A 17,850-nucleotide genomic window follows, 5' to 3' on the forward strand; every position below is an offset into this window, starting at 1 on the left:
GAGCAACAGATTTTACTCGGCAGTAGCTATTTATTAATCGTAATAATAAATTTTGATTATAAAATTGAATTTTAATCTTTATTTGCTGTGATGAATACACACTTAAATATTGCAGAGAAAATGAATTAATTATTGTTAACTAAATATCTGCTTATATTATCTTTTTCGGATTGACTCAAAAAAATGTAATTTTGCGGCCAAAATAAGTTCATGGAGTTTTTTTCACTACTTCTAATTGCAATTGCATTGGCAATGGATTCATTTGCTGTTTCCATTACTGTTGGATTATCAATTAAGAAAATTAAATTTAATCCTGTTGGAAAAGTTTGTTTAACATTTGCTTTCTTTCAGGGAATTATGCCTGTGATTGGTTGGTTTCTTGGTCAGTCTTTTGCTGAGTCAATTAGTGCATACGATCATTGGGTAGTTTTTATCTTACTTCTGTTTATTGGTGGAAAAATGCTTTACGAAGCTTTTCAATATCAGGAATCCGCTCCATTTGTAAATGCTTATAATAATAAAACCATTACAATGCTGGCTATTGCAACCAGTATTGATGCTCTGGCAATTGGCATTAGTTTCTCCTTATTAGACGTAGACATTGTTTTTCCAGCGATTGTAATTGGTATGGTTACCTTTATATTTTCTCATCTTGGAATTGCAATAGGTTGGAAATTAGGGAGCATTTTTCGAAATAAAATTGAAATTATTGGTGGTTTGTTATTGATTGGTATTGGGATTAAAATTTTGGTTGAACATTTATTATAAAAAAAGGGATGAACACAATGCACATCCCTTCCTTAATATTCGTTTATAAACTTTTATCTAAGCAAATTCTTTGGTTAAAGATTTAACCCAGGCATCGATTCGTTCATTACTCAAAGCTGCCTGATTTTCTATATCAAGAGCTAATCCAACAAACTGATCACCTCGTTTAGCTTTACTTCCTTCAAAAGTATATCCATCTGTAGATGTAAATCCTACGATCTTACCGCCTCTTTCTTCCAAAAACTCAGCCATCAAACCAATGCCATCAACAAAATTTTCAGGATAACCTTTCTGATCTCCTCCACCAAAAATGGCAAAGTTTTTACCTTTAAGACTTTCATCCTCAATAGATGGTAAAAACTCATCCCAATAAGTTGGCAATTCTCCATCAAACCAAGTAGGTACAGCCAACACATAGTTAGTGAACTTCATAAAATCCTCTCCAGTCGCCACATCAATATCAACTGCTGTTACATTATCAGAACCTAACAACTTGAGAATTTTCTTTACTTGCTGTCCAGTTTTTACCGAGCGAAAGCTATAAAATATTCCAGTATCTTTCATAATATTAGTCGATTAGGTTTTAGTATGACAACAGATCTTTTGCTGCTTCAAAAATCTTATCTGTATTTGGCAGAATAGCTGCTTCAAGCGTACGATTAAATCCAACAGGTGTAAAAGTTGAACCAACACGTCGAACCGGAGCATCCAAATACTCAAATCCTTCTGAGTTAATCAATGAAGCTACCTCTCCACCAAAACCGGCAAATACTTTATCCTCATGAACTACTAAAGCACGTGAAGTTTTCTTAACTGATGCCAGAATTGTTTCATTATCTAACGGAAGTAATGACCTCAAATCCACTACTTCAACGTTACCAAAACCTTCTTTTTCAAGTTTTTCAGCAGCTTCTAAACACATATGGGTTGTATTACCATAAGTAAAGATACTCAGGTCGGAACCTTCTCTTCGAATCCGGGCTTTACCAAAAGGTACTTCAAAGTCTTCAGGAATTGGTGTTGCAGCCTTTGGTGCATTGTATAACGCCTTTGGCTCCATAAATACTGTCATTCCTTCTGATCGCATACTTGTTCGTAATAATCCGGCTGCATCATCAGCAAAAGATGGATAAACCACACGTACACCAGGAAAAGTTGTTAAGGCTGCTTCGATATTCTGAGAGTGATATAAACCACCACCGATATAACCTCCGGATGCCAATCGAACTGTAATATTTGGTGAAAACTGACCTTTGGTTCTCCAGTATTCATGGGTTGTCTCAACAAACTGCTCCATAGCTGGCCAAAAATAATCGGCAAACTCAGCACCTTCCACAACAACTCTTATGTTCTTGTTAAAACGAACCATTCCGTTGGCAGTTCCCATAATAAAGTCTTCAGCAATAGGTGCATTAAACACACGTTTCTTGCCAAACTCCTGCTGCATTCCTTTAGAAACATTAAAAATTCCGCCTTTATCTTTATTAGCGATATCCTGTCCCCATAGATATGTATCCGGGTTATTTCTGAACTCGGCCTTTAATGTTTCATTTAATCCCTGAATCAGTTTCAATGATTCTCCCTCATGATTATGGGTTCCATCAGGATATTTAGTTGAAACATAAGGCTCAGGAATAACATAATCCATTGCTGACTCAGGTGTTGGATGTGGTGCAGCCATTCCCTTACGATGAGCAACTTTTACTTCATCTGCCACCTCTGCTTCGATTGCAGATAGTTCTTCTTCGGTAGCTCTGTTATAACGAATCAGTAAACGTTTATATTTAGCAAGTGGATCGTATTCTTTTACATAACCTAATTCGTTATCATCACGATATAACTCATGACGATCGGAATTACTATGCGAATGAATACGTACACAGTTTGCATGCACAATCACAGGCTTTTGGTTTTCTTCAGCCCACTTACTGGCTTCCAACATGGTATTCATTGAATCAAAAACATCTTTACCATTACAATACATAATGCGCAGATGCTTAAATCCCTCAAAGTTATGAGCCACCTTTCGGTTTGCTGTCTGATCTTTTTTAGGAACTGAAATACCGTAGCCGTTATCCTGAAAAACAAATATTACAGGTAATTGCTCTTTTGATGCACCATTGATGGCTTCGTAAACATAGCCTTCCGAAACCGATGATTCACCCTGAGAACTGATTGCCACACCTTTACTGTCGTAGGTTTTGATTGCACGCGCAACACCAACCGCATGCAATGTATGGTTTCCTGTACAAGACGAAACATTATGAATGTTCCATTCCGGTTTGGCAAAGTGGTTCGACATATGACGTCCACCACCAGCTACATCTGCATCCTTTGAAATACCATTATAAATAATTTCCTCTGCAGTTAATCCGGCAGATACGTTGGTAACTAAATCACGGTAATAAGGAAATAAATGATCTTTACTACGATCAAAAACCTGTCCTATAGCCAATTGAATACCATCATGACCAGCTGCGGGAGCATGGTATGACCATCCAATTGCCTGTTTCAGATAATTCGGTGCTTTTTCGTCAAGGGTACGCCCTAAAAACAAAAGGCGATACCACTTCAACAAAGTATCCTTATCCGTCTTTTTTATAGAATGTATTTTTGGAATATCACTCATTTTAAACACTTTATATCAATGATTAAATTTCGGAATTAATATCAAAAGCCTCAATGTAATCGGCAATTCGACGTAGGAAATTACCTCCTAACATACCGTCAACTATTCTATGATCGTATGATAATGATAAGAACATTTTATGTCGAATACCAATCACATCTCCGGTTGGAGTTTCAATAACAGCCGGTTTCTTTTCGATTGCACCAATAGCCAGTATAGCTACCTGAGGTTGATTAATAATTGGTGTTCCAATAATGTTTTTAAACGATCCGAAGTTGGTAATTGTAAATGTGCCTCCCTGAATATCGTCAGGAGACAACTTATTATCACGAGCCAATCCTGCCAATCTATTGATATCTCCTGTTAAACCAACCAGATTTTTCTGATCCGCTTGTTTGATTACCGGTACAATTAAATTACCCGATGGAAGAGCAACTGCCATACCAATGTTTACATTCTTACGCATGATGATTTTATCACCATCAACCGAAGCATTAACACCAGGAAAATCGCGCAAAGCTTTGGCAACAGCCTCCGTAAAAATTGGCATAAAAGTTATCTTCTCTCCATATTTTTTCTGGAATTGATCTTTTACCTTGTTTCGCCAAAGGACTACATTGGTAACATCTGCTTCAACAACGCTTGTTACGTGTGGAGAAACCTGTTTAGACATAACCATATGTTCTGCAATCAACTTGCGCATACGATCCATCTCAACAATTTCATCATTGGCAGAAACAGAAACATGTACTTTAGGTTGCTCTTTCGGTGCTGCCGGTGCACTTGGTGCGGCTGCAGGTTTTGCTGATTCAGGTTGAGCAGTTGGAGCAGATTTGCCTCTATTGGCAATATAATCAGTCATATCACTTTTTGTGACACGTCCATCCTTGCCTGTACCGGTTATTTTTTCCAATTCATCCAAACCAATTCCTTCAGCACTTGCCATACTTCTTACCAATGGTGAATAGAATCGATCTGATGATTTATTTATATCTGAAGAAACAGTGTTCTGAGGTGATTCCTGAGTAGATGATTCAACTGGTGCACTTTCTTCCTTTTTACCAGTCTCAGCAGATGGGGTATCTGTATCTTCAGCACCTTCCAATAATATCACTGCCACTGGCTCTCCTACAGGTACAACATCATCAACCTTATACATGATTGATTTTATGGTTCCTGCCACCGGAGAAGGAATTTCCGAATCCACCTTATCAGTTGCTATTTCCAACAGGACATCATCTTCCTGAACGGTATCACCTTCCGAAACAAACCATTTAGTGATGGTTGCCTCTTCAACACTTTCGCCCATTTTAGGCATCAGAATTTCAAATGTTGACATATTATTACGTTTATATAGTCTAAATTAAAACGGCGCAAATATAATCTTCGAGTTTATTTAAACCAAATCTAAATAAGACTCTAACGCCCGCTCTCGCCAATTTTAACAATCAAAGTTTATAAAGGTTCTAAATAAGATTATAATCATAAATTAAAATTCAGAAGAACATTGAAAATCAAATTATAAATTAAAATCATGACAATTAATATTGTCGAAATCATATAAACTGACCTTTATTCTACCACTACATGATTAATTTATAAACTGACAATTAACTCGATAGTTCAAATGTTTTGGTTGATAATTTGAAAATCACTTATTTTGAGCCGCTCTTTGGGGGCACAGAAAAAGAAACACTTAATTTTTAAACCATGCAGCATTGCTGTAATAATAAACCTGGAATGAACTCATCACTTTTTTGGGGTTCTTTGCTGACAGTAACCATTGGCGCAAGTTCTTGTGCAAGTGGAAGTAAAGAACAAAACAATGCAGTCAAACCTGTTTTTTCTGCAAACGATATGGACCTGACAATTGATCCTGGTACAAATTTTTTTGAATACGTTAATGGTGGATGGCGCAAACAGCATCCGCTTCCTGATGATAAAAGTAGATTCGGTAGTTTTGATTTATTGGCAGAAGACAATAAAGAGAAAGTAAAATTAATAATAGAAAACGCTGCGTCTGAAATAGCTGAGGAAGGATCAGTTAGTCAGAAAATTGGAGATTTCTATGCTTCAGGAATGGATCTGGAAGCAATCAACAAGGCTGGTTTTGAGCCGATTCAACCTCTTCTGTCAAAAGTAAACAGCATTGAAAAGCAAGCCGATCTGGTAACTGTTATCAGCTTTTTGCAACAACAAGGAATAAATCCATTGTTTCACTATTCCTCAACACCGGATCAAAAGAATAGTGAAATGACAATTGCCGGTATTTATCAAGGAGGATTAGGCATGCCTGATCGTGATTATTATCTTGAAGATACTGAAGATGCTAAGAAATTGCGTGAAGCCTACAATGCCTATTTAACTTCATTGTTTACTTTGGTTGGAAACGATGAGAACAATGCTTCTGAATTGGCAAAAACCGTTTTCGAACTTGAGATGCAATTGGCAAAGGCGTCTAATTCAAGATTAGAGAACCGTGATCCACATAAAACCTATAATAAAGTTGATATTGCTGGTGTGGAAGAAACGATGAAACCATTCCCGTTTGCAACTTTTATTAAAGGGATGGGATATGAAGTACCTGCTGAAATAAACATGAGTCAGCCTGAATTTTTGAAAGAAGTGGGTAAATTATACAAAAAAGAAACACTTACCACCTGGAAAGCATTTTTAACAGCTGTTATTCTTCGAAATACAGCAGATTACCTAAGCGAGGATTTTGTAAATGCTCATTTCGCTTTTTATGGCAAAGCAATGTCTGGCAAAAAAGAACAGGAACTTCGTTGGAAAAAAGTAGTGAATAATACCAATGGAGCACTTGGCGAAGCTGTTGGTCAGTTATTCGTGGCTGAATATTTTCCACCAGCTGCCAAGCAACGAATGGATAAATTAGTTGAAAATCTTCGTATTGCTTTCGGTCAAAGAATTGATCAACTGGAATGGATGAGTGAAGAAACCAAGAAAGCAGCACATGAAAAATTAGACGCCATCCGTGTTAAAATAGGATATCCAAATAAATGGCGCGATTATTCTGATTTGAAAGTAGTTAAATCATCTTACATCGAAAATATACTTGCCAGTAATCGTTTTGAATTAGAGTATGATATGGCTAAAATTGGCAAACCGGTTGATAAAGAAGAATGGTTTATGACTCCTCAAACGGTTAATGCTTATTACAATCCTTTAGCAAATGAGATTGTATTTCCTGCTGCCATTTTACAACCTCCATTCTTCTATCTTGATGGAGATGATGCAGTTAACTATGGGGCGATTGGGGTAGTTATTGGACATGAAATGACTCACGGATTTGACGATCAGGGACGTTTCTTTGCCAAAGATGGTAATATGGAAGAATGGTGGACTGCTGAGGATGCTGAGAAATTCAATGCCCGCACAAAAGTACTGGTTGATCAATTCAATAGTTTTGAGGTATTACCGGGAGTATTTGCAAACGGAGAGTTATCATTAGGAGAAAACATTGCCGACTTAGGTGGTTTATTAATTTCATATCAGGCTTACCTTAATTCATTAAATGGTAAGGAAAACAATGATAAGATTGATGGATTTACTGATAAACAACGTTTTTATTTGGCATACTCTAGGGTTTGGGCTCAAAACATCAGAGATGAGGAAATTGCACGATTAACCAAAGTAGATGTTCATTCGTTGGGAACGAATCGAGTTAACGGTCCTCTTCCAAATATTCAGGAATGGTATGATGCTTTTGGTCTGGATGCAAAAAGTCCGCTATACATTGCACCAGAAGACAGAACCTCTATCTGGTAGTTCAATCAGGAAGAAAATATTTTATCCCTCGAAGAAATTCGGGGGATTTTTTTATTCAATTCGTTGTAATGTTACAGAATATTCATCATCCGAATCTTTTCTGCGCATTACAAATTCCAATTCATCCTTCCCTAATGCCAATTGCTTTAAAAGAAAGAATTTATCACAAAGGTCACTATCTCGCAATTGAAAACCAGTTATTTCAATCAGCCTGTCTCCTATTTGAACACCCTCTTTTTCAGCCTTTGTACCTGACCATATTCCATTTACAATAATGGAATCATTTTTCGCAATAAAGTCAATTCCGAATCCTCTTACTTCCGATTTTATTTTATCGATAGACTGAAAAAAGAATCTTTTCTTAGGGTAATCCAATACAAAAACTCCATTTTCAAGTAATTGCATCCCAATTCTTGAAGATGCATCATCACTCCGAAGTAATAAATCTGTAAACTCTGAATCTGCCACTTTTAATTTATTAACTCTCCATATATTGCTTTTGATATCCATACTATCCATTGACCAGGCTCCCTGAGAATTGGTTCCACTTGATTGAAATGCGGGCTTGTTCAACAATCCTTTCTTTTGCATCCTTTGAACTACCTTATTATTGAATGAATAAATACAATCACTGCCTGTATCAACCAGCACACCTTGCTGTTGTACCCCATTAAATTCCATCCTGATAAATGGTGAGTTTTGAACTTTATTCAACCAAAGCTTCTGTCCTTCTTTTTTCTTCAGGTCAAAATCAGAATATGAATCTGCTATATGCAATTCTTTAGATGGAATATCAATTTTAAAAGCTCCAAATCTTAAAAGATTACTTCCAATAAAACCTTTAACATTAAAACACTTAAAAAGCTCGTGCGCTTCAATACTTAATGCTGGTATATTGTGGTACTCCAATTCTCCCAATCTAATTTCTTTTATTTGTATCACATCGGCTTCATTTCTTATTCCATTGGCATCTACGATTGGCATTTTTAACAAATTCTGGTGATTTTGTTCTTTGGTACTATCCTTAAAAACAATACACATTGCACCGGTATCAACAATATATCTCCCTTTAATACCATCTACGTCCGCCTGAATAATAATTTTATTTCGTAGGTATTCAATTGGTAAAATTTGATAAAATTGCTCCTTTGAAATTTGTCCTTGGTTAAAAGTAAATTTTGACTGAGCTATGGATAATGAGCAAGTTACAACTTGAATTAGAATTAAAATTACAATTTGTTTCATAGTCAAGATATTCGAACGTCCTTAAAGTTATGAGTATAAAAATGATATAAATAACCGAAAACTATTGAATTAAAGGTCAAAAATCATTAAAACCCTCTTCTAATTTACAATTAAAGGGTTAATATTCTTTCCAAAACACTATAGTAGGCTAATTATTTTAAAAATGCTTATCTTTTAACTTGGATAAACCTAATTGCATAACCATCATGAATAAAATTAAACTGACTGTATTAAGCTTATTACTAATATTAATTATATCCTGTAAGAAAAATCAAGAATCATTCGCTGTAATGGCTTATTATATGCCTTCATCCGAAGAAACCAATTTGAACAAACTTCCTCTGGATCGACTCACTCATATCATTTTTTCATTTACAAAAGTCATTGACAATCAAATGCAATTTTCTGATGCAGATTCAGGTAACCAACTAAAGAACCTGGTTAAGCAAAAAGAAAAGCATCCTCACTTGAAAGTGATGGTGGCTTGCGGTGGCTGGGGAGGATCAGGAGGTTTTTCCGAAATGGCCACCAGCGAGGAAAACAGACAAATATTTGTTTCAAGTTGCATACAATTCCTGCAAGAATATGAGCTGGATGGATTAGATATGGATTGGGAATATCCGGGTTTACCCGGCATAGGAAATCCTCATAAACCAGAAGATAAAGAAGGTTTTACTGCCTTAATGAAAGAACTCAGGACCGCAATGAATCAAACCGGCAAAAAGTATACACTAACTTTTGCTTCTGCCGGTTGGGAAAAATACTATGATTTTGTTGAACTGGATAAAGTGATGCCATCCGTTGATTACATGAATATTATGACCTATGATTTTACAGGCGGCAATGCAAAAGTTACTTCTCATCATACCAACTTAGGTCTAGTAACTAAAGATGATTTCATAGATACGCCTGCATATGTCAAATACACAGAAAGTGAAACAAGTTATCATCCCAGATCATGCCAGTTCATTATAAATTATTGTATTAACAAAGGTGTAAAACCTGAGAAAATTGTTATTGGAGCAGCATTCTATGGTAAAGGTTGGGTAGGCGTAGATCCGGATAATAATGGCCTATATCAGCAAAATAAAGGTGGTTGGCCCGGAGCAAGATACTATGAATTAAAAGACAACTATATTAACAAAAATGGCTTTGTTCGATATTGGGATGAAACGGCCAAAGCTCCATTTCTTTACAGTTCACAAGATTCAGTTTTTATTACCTATGATGATCCGGAATCGGTAGCTCTAAAAACTCAATATGCCTTAAATACTAAGCTAGGTGGCATTATGTTTTGGCAATTAAATGGTGACACCCAACAAAACGATTTATTAAATGCTATTGATAATGAGGTTAAATCGATAAGATAATTTATTGATTTGGCCATACCCTGGCTATATGATCAATCTTTAAATCGGTAATTTTACTATCTTCTTCACCAATAATGCTAAGTTCTGAATACTTTTCTTTTGGGAAAAAGATATTGGTCATAGAGTATTTACCATCATTCAGCAATAATTCAATGGATGAACGATCGAGTATTATTTTACATTCAGTTATTGCCTCAGAAATTGGCATGGATTGAACTTTAGCTGCAAATCGATCACTAAAATCAATCATTCCTGAATGACGCCTATCAATAACTACTTCACATTCATTAATTTCAATCAATATATACTCTGATTTGTTTCCTATTTTGATCTCGTCTAATCCTCCATTTGATCTAAACGAAATGAAAGCCTGTGATAAGTCAATATTACTAAGATGATAGGTATAGTTTATTTGCTCTTTGACTATGGTATTACTTTTTAGTGCATCCATTCCCTCAGTAATATTCTGACGGATAAAATAGCCTGAACTATCCTTATCTAAAACCAATTCGCGAGGAATAGTCATAGCACTTCTCCATACTTTTGTAGGAGTTTGGTTTGCATATTGCCAATTACTCATCCATGAGATTAAATACTTTTTGTCATCCGGCACATTTGAAAATGTAACACCTGCATAAAAATCAGTACCATAATCCAACCATCTGGCATCCTGTGCTTGTTGAAATGTTTTTCCATCAAATTCACCAATAAAATAACGAGTACACGACCCTCCATTTGGCCCTTTATCACCATGATTGATTATCATCACCCACTTTGTATTACCATTGTATTTTAACGGAAACAAATCAGGACATTCCCATACTCCCAATGGCTCACTTGTTTCAGCCGGTTTAAAATTACTTTCAAACTTCCAATCCAGCAGATTTGGTGATGAGAAAATACGGATGTGATCACCAACTGCTAAAACCATTTGCCACAATTCTGTTTCTGTATTCCAAAAGACCTTAGGATCCCTAAAATCCTGTTCTCCATTATTATTAAGAATCGGATTCCCATTATACTTTGTCCATGTTATTCCTTCATCCAAACTAAAAGCAATACCCTGACTTTCGGTATTTTTTAAACCTTTTGCCCAGATTGAATCATTTTGTGGTAGGTAAAAATGGCCACCATGGCATCTTTCCCAAAACCGGCCGTATTGTTATGGTCTATCACAGCACTGCCCGAAAAAATATTACCAAGCGAATCAGGATACAAGGCAATTGGATGATGTTTCCAATGAAATAAATCGGTACTTGAAGTATGCCCCCAGTGCATCGGGCCCCAAACTATATCGTTTGGATAATGCTGGTAAAACAGGTGGTATTGACCATTTAAGTAAACCAAACCATTGGGATCATTCATCCAATTTGATTCTGGAGTAAAATGAAATTGAGGTCTGTGTGGTTCGTTATAATAGTGAGATTGTGTTTTTGTCTGACAAGAGATTAAACTAGCACATATTACTATTAAAAGTAAGTGATTTCTAATCATAGCTATAAACCTAAAATTTAAGCTATAAGTTAGATAATTCTTTGATTATTGAAAACAATAAAAGCAAAAGGCGAATAAGCCTAAAACAGTTTATTCGCCTTTAAATGCATTATTTTTTTAATTTTTAGTGCGGTCCTTGTCCTGAAGCTATATTCTTACTGTGTTCAATAGATTGCAGAGCAAGATAGTTATCACCAAATTTTGTAAGGTTTTCCATTTCAGTATCATACTGATCAAAGTGACGCTCTTCATCATCAACCAATGATTCAAAAATCTTTTTCGTTGCTGAATCAGCATTTTGAGCACATTCATTAGCCCACAGATTATAGTCACGAGCACTTTCTTCTTCCATTTTAGTTGCTTTTTCAAGCATACCTTTAACATCATGGATTTTTTCCACTGCATGAGCAGGTGTCATCTCAACTTCACCTTTTAAAAATAGGATACGCTCTGCCAGAGTTTCAACATGCATCATCTCTTCGATGGCAGTTCTTTTAAAAAGACTCGACAACAACTCATAACCCAGGTCGTCGCAGTAAAAATGGAAATACATGTACTGATGTACAGCTGCTAATTCATCTGCAACAGCTTTGTTCAAGAGCTCAATGCTTTTCTCTTTCATTGTTTTGGTAGTTTTTATAGTTTGTATTTATCTAAGGTTATTCTCTATCTGTGCAATAGATTAAATATTAATGTATTATTTTCTGAAGATACAAAATATACCCCTCAATAAATACTGACTTTTTGATAATAATAGTCAATTTAACTATTATTAAGATTTCCTGTTTTCTTTCACATTGAGTCTCAATACATCTTACATTTTTGTATGATCACATCTATAGAAAATCAATTATCTGCAAGATAAAACATCAACTATTTACGTCTACAAATTAGCAATCATGGCTGTTGGAATAGCAATTATAATTATCAGAAGGTACATCGATAATATTACAATCGTAAGAATACCCATAAACTTAAATAATGACTTAAGATTACCAAATCCTGAGGTTAATGTAAATGTATTGTTTAACAAAATTGCTTGTTTGGTCTGTGTCGAAAACTTATATAAATAACTTACAGGGAAGTAATAAATTAATGCTAAAAGCAAATATATTACACCAAATAAACCCATTGGTACTCCGGTAATACCATTTGACATTCCACCTGCAATAGATAATCCTATGGTTGCAAAAATACCTCCAATAACCATTAATCCAATACCAATAAATCCCATGATAGATAAAAACTTAGCCCACTTCGAAGCTTCCAATAAATACGATTTAATTTGGTCACTGTTAAGAATTACTGAAATGTCTGTTTGTTCATTATTGTCTACATTTTCCATTACAAATAAATTTTTGTTTTCCTACTCGTTTGGCTTTTCGGATTCGTCCCCTTTGTTTATTGAAAGTTTAGGTCTTTACTGGTTCTCCACTTCAAATATATCAATATGATCAAATACCTCCTAACATTATTTATCAACATAAAAACTCTATTTACATACATAAATAAATCTGTTTAAACGGGTTAATTCCAATTAATCATCAATTTGTCTCTCCTATTTCATTAGAATTCTGATTCCCGTAAAAAATACAAATTAGCTTTATACTTATGATAAATTAATATTTTTAACTATCTTTCATCGTTAATTTTAAATGACATTCAAACTTTCAAGAACATCTAAAACTTCAATCTATGAAAAAAAATGCTCTTTACCTTTTGCTGGTTGTCCTGGCAATAATTACCTCTTGTTCAACGGGAGGAAAATTTAAAACCGGTGAAAAATATCACGGCTTTACGCTCGTTGAGAAGAAGTTTGTTGAAGAAGTAAATGCTGACTGCTATCTTTTTCAACACGATAAAAGTGGTGCTCAACTCTTAAAAATAGCAGCAAACGATCCAAATAAATTATTCAATATTGCGTTTAAAACAGCACCTGAAACCGATTATGGTACACCTCACATAATGGAGCATTCGGTACTTAACGGATCAAAAAACTTCCCTGTTAAAAGTCCTTTTGATGTGCTAATTAAAGGGTCGTTAAATACTTTCCTAAATGCAATGACCGGTTCAGATATTACTACCTATCCGGTTGCCAGTATGAATGAAAAAGATTATTTCAACCTGATGCATGTATATCTGGATGCTGTTCTTAATCCTATGATTTACGAAGATCCTCGTATTCTTAAGCAAGAAGGCTGGCATCATGAAATGGAAAGTGTTGATGGAGATGTTATCTATAAAGGAGTTGTTTATAACGAGATGAAAGGTGCCTATTCAAGTCCTCGTCGTGAATTGAGTTATCAAATGGGTAAATTGTTATTTCCTGATAATACCTATGGAGTTTCTTCAGGTGGTTACCCCAGCGAAATTCCGAATCTTACCTATGAATATTTCATTAATTTCCATAAAAAATTCTATCATCCCGGTAATAGTTATATTCTTTTATACGGTGATGCAGACCTGAATAAAGAACTGGAATTTATTGATAGTGAGTATCTGTCAAACTATGACCTGCCAACAGAAAAAATTGAAATACCTCTACAAAAGCCATTTGATGCAATGAAAGAAGCTGAAAAAAGCTATCCGGTTGCTGAAGGTGCACAAACCAATGATCAAACATTCTTGGGCTTAGCCTTTGTAGTTGGAGAAAGTACAGACCGAACACTGGCCATGACATTTGATGTTATTTCAGAAGCTTTGGTAAATAACGAATCAGCCCCTTTACGTCTGGCTTTACAAGAAGCAGGAATAGGAAAAGATATTAGGGCCTATTTTAGTGAAGATAAACAATGTACATTCCAGATATCTGTTCAAAATGCTAATCCGGAAGACAAAGACTTGTTCAAAGATATTGTTTTTAAAACCATGCAAAATGTGATTGACAGTGGTTTTGACAAGAGTATGATTGAAGGTATTATCAATCGAACAGAATTCAGACTAAAGGAAGGTAACAATCCACAAAAAGGTTTGATGTATGCCATGCAAAGCTATCAAACATGGTTTTTTGGTGGCAGTCCTTTCCCTGGCCTTGAATTTAATAAACCTCTGGCTGATGTAAAAATGGCCCTTACAACCAATATTCTGGAAGAAAACATCAGTAAACATCTGATGAATAATACTCACTCTGCTTTATTAGTGCTAAAACCTGAACCAGGCCTGCAGGCAAAACTGGATGCAGAAACTAAAAAAGAATTAGAAGACTTTAAAAATCAATTGAGTCAGGAAGAGAAAGAACAGTTGGTTGCAGAAACAAAAGAATTGATCGAATATCAGAAAAGAGAAGATACTCCTGAAGCACTGGCTACTATTCCAATGTTGGAATTATCTGATATTAGTCCTGAAATTCAATGGTTTGATGTTGATGAAAAACAAGTATCTGACATTAATGTAATACATCACAATACATTTACTAACAACATACTATACAGTTACTTATATTTCGACCTAAGAACACTTCCTCAAGAGTTAATTCCTTATTCTGAATTACTTACCAACCTGCTGGGTAAACTGAATACTGAAAATTATACTTATGGTGAACTGGATAATGCTTTAAACATTCATACCGGAGGATTTAATACTTATACAACTGCATACCTGGAAGATCATAGCGATGATAAAATGATTCCGAAATATACAGTTTATGGTAAATCCACAGCTGAGAAAGCTGATAAACTATTTGACCTGACCAATGAAGTACTCCAAAACAGTGTTTTCACCGATAAAGAAAGACTTAAAGAGTTACTTACCCGTCATCAGTCACGTGTTGATGCAAACATTAAAAACAATGGAATGGGTTATGCTCTAACACGCCTTCGTTCGTATTACACTAATAGCGGTATGTTCAGTGAACTGACAGGTGGTATTGAATATTACGACTTTATTACCGACTTAACTAATAATTTTGATGCTAAAAGTGATGAAATAATTGCTAATCTTGAAAAAACAAGATCATTACTATTCGCAAAAAATAATCTGATAGCAGCGATTACTTGTGATAATAACGACTTTACGTCTTACTCACATGGATTGAATACGCTTGCTTCTTCTTTACCTTCAGATGATAATAAGCTGAATAACTGGGCATTTGACTTTAGTATTAAAAATGAAGGTTTAAAAACGGTTTCTAAAGTACAATATGTAGTTAAAGGATATGATTATAAAAAGTTGGGTTATGAGTACAATGGTAAGTTTAGAGTTTTGAACCAAATTCTTTCTACTGATTGGCTTCAGAACCAAGTAAGAGTTATTGGTGGAGCATATGGCGGCTTTTGTGGTTTCTCTAACACTGGTAATGTTTATTTCGCCTCTTATCGCGATCCTAACCTAAAAGAAACACTTGAAAATTATAACAATACACCGGGCTTTCTTGATACATTCGATGCTGATTCATTAGCTATGACCCGATTTATCATTGGTACTATTTCTAATATGGATGGTCCTTTGACTCCTTCTCAACAAGGAAATGAGGCAATTCGTAATTATTTTGAAAAGAATACACCGGAGGAATTAAAAGCTGAAAGAACTGCAGTTTTGTCTACAACCCAGGAGGACATTAAAGAAATGAAGAAGATGGTTACAGAAATACTGGATCAGAATGCAATTTTTGTATACGGTAACGAACAAAAGGTTGAAGAGAATGCTGAATTATTTGGCAAGGTAATTTCCATTTCTGAATAAACAATCAAAACAAATAAATGAAGGAGCCTCAAAGGGCTCCTTTTTTATTATAGTATTGACTTATAATATCTTAATACAATTACTTAAAGAACAAATTAAATATCTAAACTGCCAATATTAATCTAGGATCAGGACAGATATTCAACCATTTATCTTTTTCTAAGACACTACAAACACCCGGAAAATCTCCTTCTTTATCCAGCATATCCGTTATTAGCTGAAAATGCAAATGGGGAGGCCAGTTCCCGTTTTCGTGTTCTTCGCCTAAGTGAGCAATTATATCTCCTTTTTTAATTTTATCTCCATTTGCTATATCCTCAATCGAAGAAGTGGATAAATGGCCATATAAGGTGTAAAAAGTAACATTTTCGAGACGATGTTCCAGTATTATTGTTGGGCCATAATCGCCAAAGTTTGCATTGTTATTGAAACTGTGAATTATACCATCCAATGGGGCAAAAACAGGCGTTCCACTCTTATACCAAATATCAATACCCAAATGAACTGATCTTGCTTCTGCTCCCCTGCCAAAATGTTCACTCATTTGATAAACCAACCTGTTTTCGGCATATCCACCAATGGCAATATTCTTATTAACCTTCTTTAATTGTGCTTGAATATATTGGCCTAATGATTCAGTAGATAATTTATTGAGACTTCTTAAATATTGATTATCAACTGATAAATCAAGTTCATAAACATTCTCCGGACTTAAATTAAGAGGAAGAACATTCCCAAATGTTTTCCTGTATTTATTAATAATCTCTTCTAACGACACCATTTAAATTCATTAATAAAGAATTCACATAACAACATATAAAAAACAATAAATCAATTTATTATAATTCAATAATACCTGGGATCATCTTTCACAATGGCATAATGATAATTATCTATCCATTCACCTCTGATTGGAAGTATTTTACGTCGCAGTCCTTCTCTTGTCATCCCTGCTTTCTCCAATACTTTAACAGACCGACTATTTTGAGTAGCCACTCCAGCCTCCACTTTCTGTAAATCAAAAACGTTGAATCCGGTTTTAACAAGTTCTCGGGCAACTTCTGTAGCATAACCTTTTCCCCAATACGACGGATGCAACTTATAGTAAATTTCTCCCAGTTTAAACTTATCATTTGAAAGAAACATCCCTGACATGCCAATGAATTCACCAGTTTCCCTGATCACAATTTTCCAGGTATATGATCCTCTTGGCTTATCGCTTCTTGCTCTTATGATAGAATCAATCTGTTTTCTTGTTACTTCAACAGAATCAGGGATACCTAAAGTATTAAACTCATCTACCTCAGGTATCTTATTCAACTGATAAATGTCTTCCAGATCATCCATTGAGATTTCTTCCAATAACAAACGTTCTGTTTCAATCTTCACTAAATGGATTTCATTATACACATCCCAATTGCTTGATTTCTTGGCTGTCAATGATTCAATGTGAAGTTTAAATACCCGAACAGCATTAACCTGCTTTGAATCAAAAACAGAAACAGTATCAGAACCATTATGCTTCATAATGATGGCTAAAGCCTTCTCTTTCTCATCATTATCAACCACAAATTCAACCTTTCCATAACCTATAATTGATCGATAAGCTGTTGACCATTTACAGGCAACCTCATTTTTAATGATTTCAGCCGATTCTTCAACCTCAAAACAAACTCCTGGATTGTTACGTAATAATTCAATTTTATGTCCCTCATTGGCACTATGCAAGTATAAATAGTCTTTATCATATCCAAAATTCATAGGAACTATATAGGGATACACATCATCCATCATTGCCAATCGACAGATAGTTGAATTCTGAAGGATTTCATCAATGATCTGTTTGTCCTTGATTTCCTGGTTTGTTTTTCGCAT

14 protein-coding genes are annotated in these 17,850 nt (G+C 35.1%); 4 read left to right on the forward strand and 10 right to left on the reverse strand.

Annotated features, from left to right (window positions below; genetic code table 11):
• Positions 1-210 precede the first annotated feature (210 nt).
• Positions 211-768: a manganese efflux pump MntP gene (locus ACRD62_RS14750; RefSeq protein ID WP_430820873.1), complete on the forward strand. Its 558-nt coding sequence runs from the start codon at positions 211-213 to the stop codon at positions 766-768.
• A 57-nt stretch (positions 769-825) separates the two neighbouring features.
• Here the strand turns inward: ACRD62_RS14750 and ACRD62_RS14755 are convergent, their stop codons facing one another.
• From ACRD62_RS14755 to ACRD62_RS14765, 3 genes are read right to left on the reverse strand one after another with little or no spacing between them, the layout of a single operon-like run.
• A complete protein-coding gene (locus ACRD62_RS14755) occupies positions 826-1,332 on the reverse strand; it encodes a flavodoxin (RefSeq protein ID WP_430820875.1) in 507 nt (168 codons plus the stop codon).
• 19 nt (positions 1,333-1,351) lie between these two features.
• Complete coding sequence (locus ACRD62_RS14760; RefSeq protein ID WP_430820876.1) at positions 1,352-3,397, reverse strand: alpha-ketoacid dehydrogenase subunit alpha/beta; 2,046 nt, start codon at positions 3,395-3,397, stop codon at positions 1,352-1,354.
• A gap of 22 nt (positions 3,398-3,419) precedes the next feature.
• Positions 3,420-4,736 carry a dihydrolipoamide acetyltransferase family protein gene (locus ACRD62_RS14765; protein WP_430820877.1) on the reverse strand — a complete coding sequence of 439 codons (1,317 nt, stop codon included), beginning with the start codon at positions 4,734-4,736 and terminating at the stop codon, positions 3,420-3,422.
• A gap of 401 nt (positions 4,737-5,137) precedes the next feature.
• On the opposite strand from ACRD62_RS14765, the gene ACRD62_RS14770 reads away from it, so the two are divergent.
• Positions 5,138-7,186: a M13 family metallopeptidase gene (locus tag ACRD62_RS14770; protein ID WP_430820878.1), complete on the forward strand. Its 2,049-nt coding sequence runs from the start codon at positions 5,138-5,140 to the stop codon at positions 7,184-7,186.
• Between the two features lie 51 nt (positions 7,187-7,237).
• Here ACRD62_RS14770 and ACRD62_RS14775 read toward each other — a convergent pair whose 3' ends face one another.
• A complete protein-coding gene (locus tag ACRD62_RS14775) occupies positions 7,238-8,431 on the reverse strand; it encodes a retropepsin-like aspartic protease (protein ID WP_430820879.1) in 1,194 nt (397 codons plus the stop codon).
• A 206-nt stretch (positions 8,432-8,637) separates the two neighbouring features.
• Here ACRD62_RS14775 and ACRD62_RS14780 point away from each other — a divergent pair, with 206 nt between their 5' ends.
• Positions 8,638-9,801 carry a glycoside hydrolase family 18 protein gene (locus ACRD62_RS14780; protein ID WP_430820880.1) on the forward strand — a complete coding sequence of 388 codons (1,164 nt, stop codon included), beginning with the start codon at positions 8,638-8,640 and terminating at the stop codon, positions 9,799-9,801.
• 1 nt (position 9,802) lies between these two features.
• Here the strand turns inward: ACRD62_RS14780 and ACRD62_RS14785 are convergent, their stop codons facing one another.
• The 4 genes from ACRD62_RS14785 to ACRD62_RS14800 all read right to left on the reverse strand — a co-directional run bounded on the left by ACRD62_RS14785 (position 9,803) and on the right by ACRD62_RS14800 (position 12,640).
• Positions 9,803-10,900: a glycoside hydrolase family 32 protein gene (locus ACRD62_RS14785; protein ID WP_430820898.1), complete on the reverse strand. Its 1,098-nt coding sequence runs from the start codon at positions 10,898-10,900 to the stop codon at positions 9,803-9,805.
• Positions 10,882-11,295, reverse strand: a complete 414-nt coding sequence (locus ACRD62_RS14790) for a glycoside hydrolase family 32 protein (protein ID WP_430820881.1) — start codon at positions 11,293-11,295, stop codon at positions 10,882-10,884. The genes ACRD62_RS14785 and ACRD62_RS14790 overlap by 19 nt, the downstream gene beginning before the upstream one ends.
• A gap of 124 nt (positions 11,296-11,419) precedes the next feature.
• A complete protein-coding gene (locus tag ACRD62_RS14795; RefSeq protein ID WP_430820882.1) occupies positions 11,420-11,917 on the reverse strand; it encodes a bacterioferritin in 498 nt (165 codons plus the stop codon).
• Positions 11,918-12,178: 261 nt separating this feature from the next.
• Positions 12,179-12,640: a hypothetical protein gene (locus tag ACRD62_RS14800; RefSeq protein WP_430820883.1), complete on the reverse strand. Its 462-nt coding sequence runs from the start codon at positions 12,638-12,640 to the stop codon at positions 12,179-12,181.
• A 350-nt stretch (positions 12,641-12,990) separates the two neighbouring features.
• Between ACRD62_RS14800 and ACRD62_RS14805 the strand changes: the two genes are divergently transcribed.
• Positions 12,991-15,975 carry an insulinase family protein gene (locus tag ACRD62_RS14805; protein ID WP_430820884.1) on the forward strand — a complete coding sequence of 995 codons (2,985 nt, stop codon included), beginning with the start codon at positions 12,991-12,993 and terminating at the stop codon, positions 15,973-15,975.
• 103 nt (positions 15,976-16,078) lie between these two features.
• On the opposite strand, the gene ACRD62_RS14810 is transcribed toward ACRD62_RS14805, so the two are convergent.
• Entirely contained in the window at positions 16,079-16,756 is a 678-nt protein-coding gene (locus ACRD62_RS14810) for a peptidoglycan DD-metalloendopeptidase family protein (RefSeq protein WP_430820885.1), read from the reverse strand.
• A gap of 65 nt (positions 16,757-16,821) precedes the next feature.
• Positions 16,822-17,850, reverse strand: coding sequence for a GNAT family N-acetyltransferase (locus ACRD62_RS14815; RefSeq protein WP_430820886.1), 1,029 nt, complete (start codon positions 17,848-17,850; stop codon positions 16,822-16,824).

Source organism: Carboxylicivirga caseinilyticus (assembly GCF_050589785.1).
GTDB classification, from domain to species: domain Bacteria; phylum Bacteroidota; class Bacteroidia; order Bacteroidales; family Marinilabiliaceae; genus Carboxylicivirga; species Carboxylicivirga caseinilyticus.

What these genes read in the sequence shown, in the direction of transcription:
- ACRD62_RS14750 (WP_430820873.1), top strand. Translation starts at nt 211, where the DNA reads ATGGAGTTTTTTTCACTACTTCTAATTGCAATTGCATTGGCAATGGAT.
- ACRD62_RS14755 (WP_430820875.1), bottom strand. Translation starts at nt 1,332, where the DNA reads ATGAAAGATACTGGAATATTTTATAGCTTTCGCTCGGTAAAAACTGGA.
- ACRD62_RS14760 (WP_430820876.1), bottom strand. Translation starts at nt 3,397, where the DNA reads ATGAGTGATATTCCAAAAATACATTCTATAAAAAAGACGGATAAGGAT.
- ACRD62_RS14765 (WP_430820877.1), bottom strand. Translation starts at nt 4,736, where the DNA reads ATGTCAACATTTGAAATTCTGATGCCTAAAATGGGCGAAAGTGTTGAA.
- ACRD62_RS14770 (WP_430820878.1), top strand. Translation starts at nt 5,138, where the DNA reads ATGAACTCATCACTTTTTTGGGGTTCTTTGCTGACAGTAACCATTGGC.
- ACRD62_RS14775 (WP_430820879.1), bottom strand. Translation starts at nt 8,431, where the DNA reads ATGAAACAAATTGTAATTTTAATTCTAATTCAAGTTGTAACTTGCTCA.
- ACRD62_RS14780 (WP_430820880.1), top strand. Translation starts at nt 8,638, where the DNA reads ATGAATAAAATTAAACTGACTGTATTAAGCTTATTACTAATATTAATT.
- ACRD62_RS14790 (WP_430820881.1), bottom strand. Translation starts at nt 11,295, where the DNA reads ATGATTAGAAATCACTTACTTTTAATAGTAATATGTGCTAGTTTAATC.
- ACRD62_RS14795 (WP_430820882.1), bottom strand. Translation starts at nt 11,917, where the DNA reads ATGAAAGAGAAAAGCATTGAGCTCTTGAACAAAGCTGTTGCAGATGAA.
- ACRD62_RS14800 (WP_430820883.1), bottom strand. Translation starts at nt 12,640, where the DNA reads ATGGAAAATGTAGACAATAATGAACAAACAGACATTTCAGTAATTCTT.
- ACRD62_RS14805 (WP_430820884.1), top strand. Translation starts at nt 12,991, where the DNA reads ATGAAAAAAAATGCTCTTTACCTTTTGCTGGTTGTCCTGGCAATAATT.
- ACRD62_RS14810 (WP_430820885.1), bottom strand. Translation starts at nt 16,756, where the DNA reads ATGGTGTCGTTAGAAGAGATTATTAATAAATACAGGAAAACATTTGGG.
- ACRD62_RS14815 (WP_430820886.1), bottom strand. Translation starts at nt 17,850, where the DNA reads ATGCGAAAAACAAACCAGGAAATCAAGGACAAACAGATCATTGATGAA.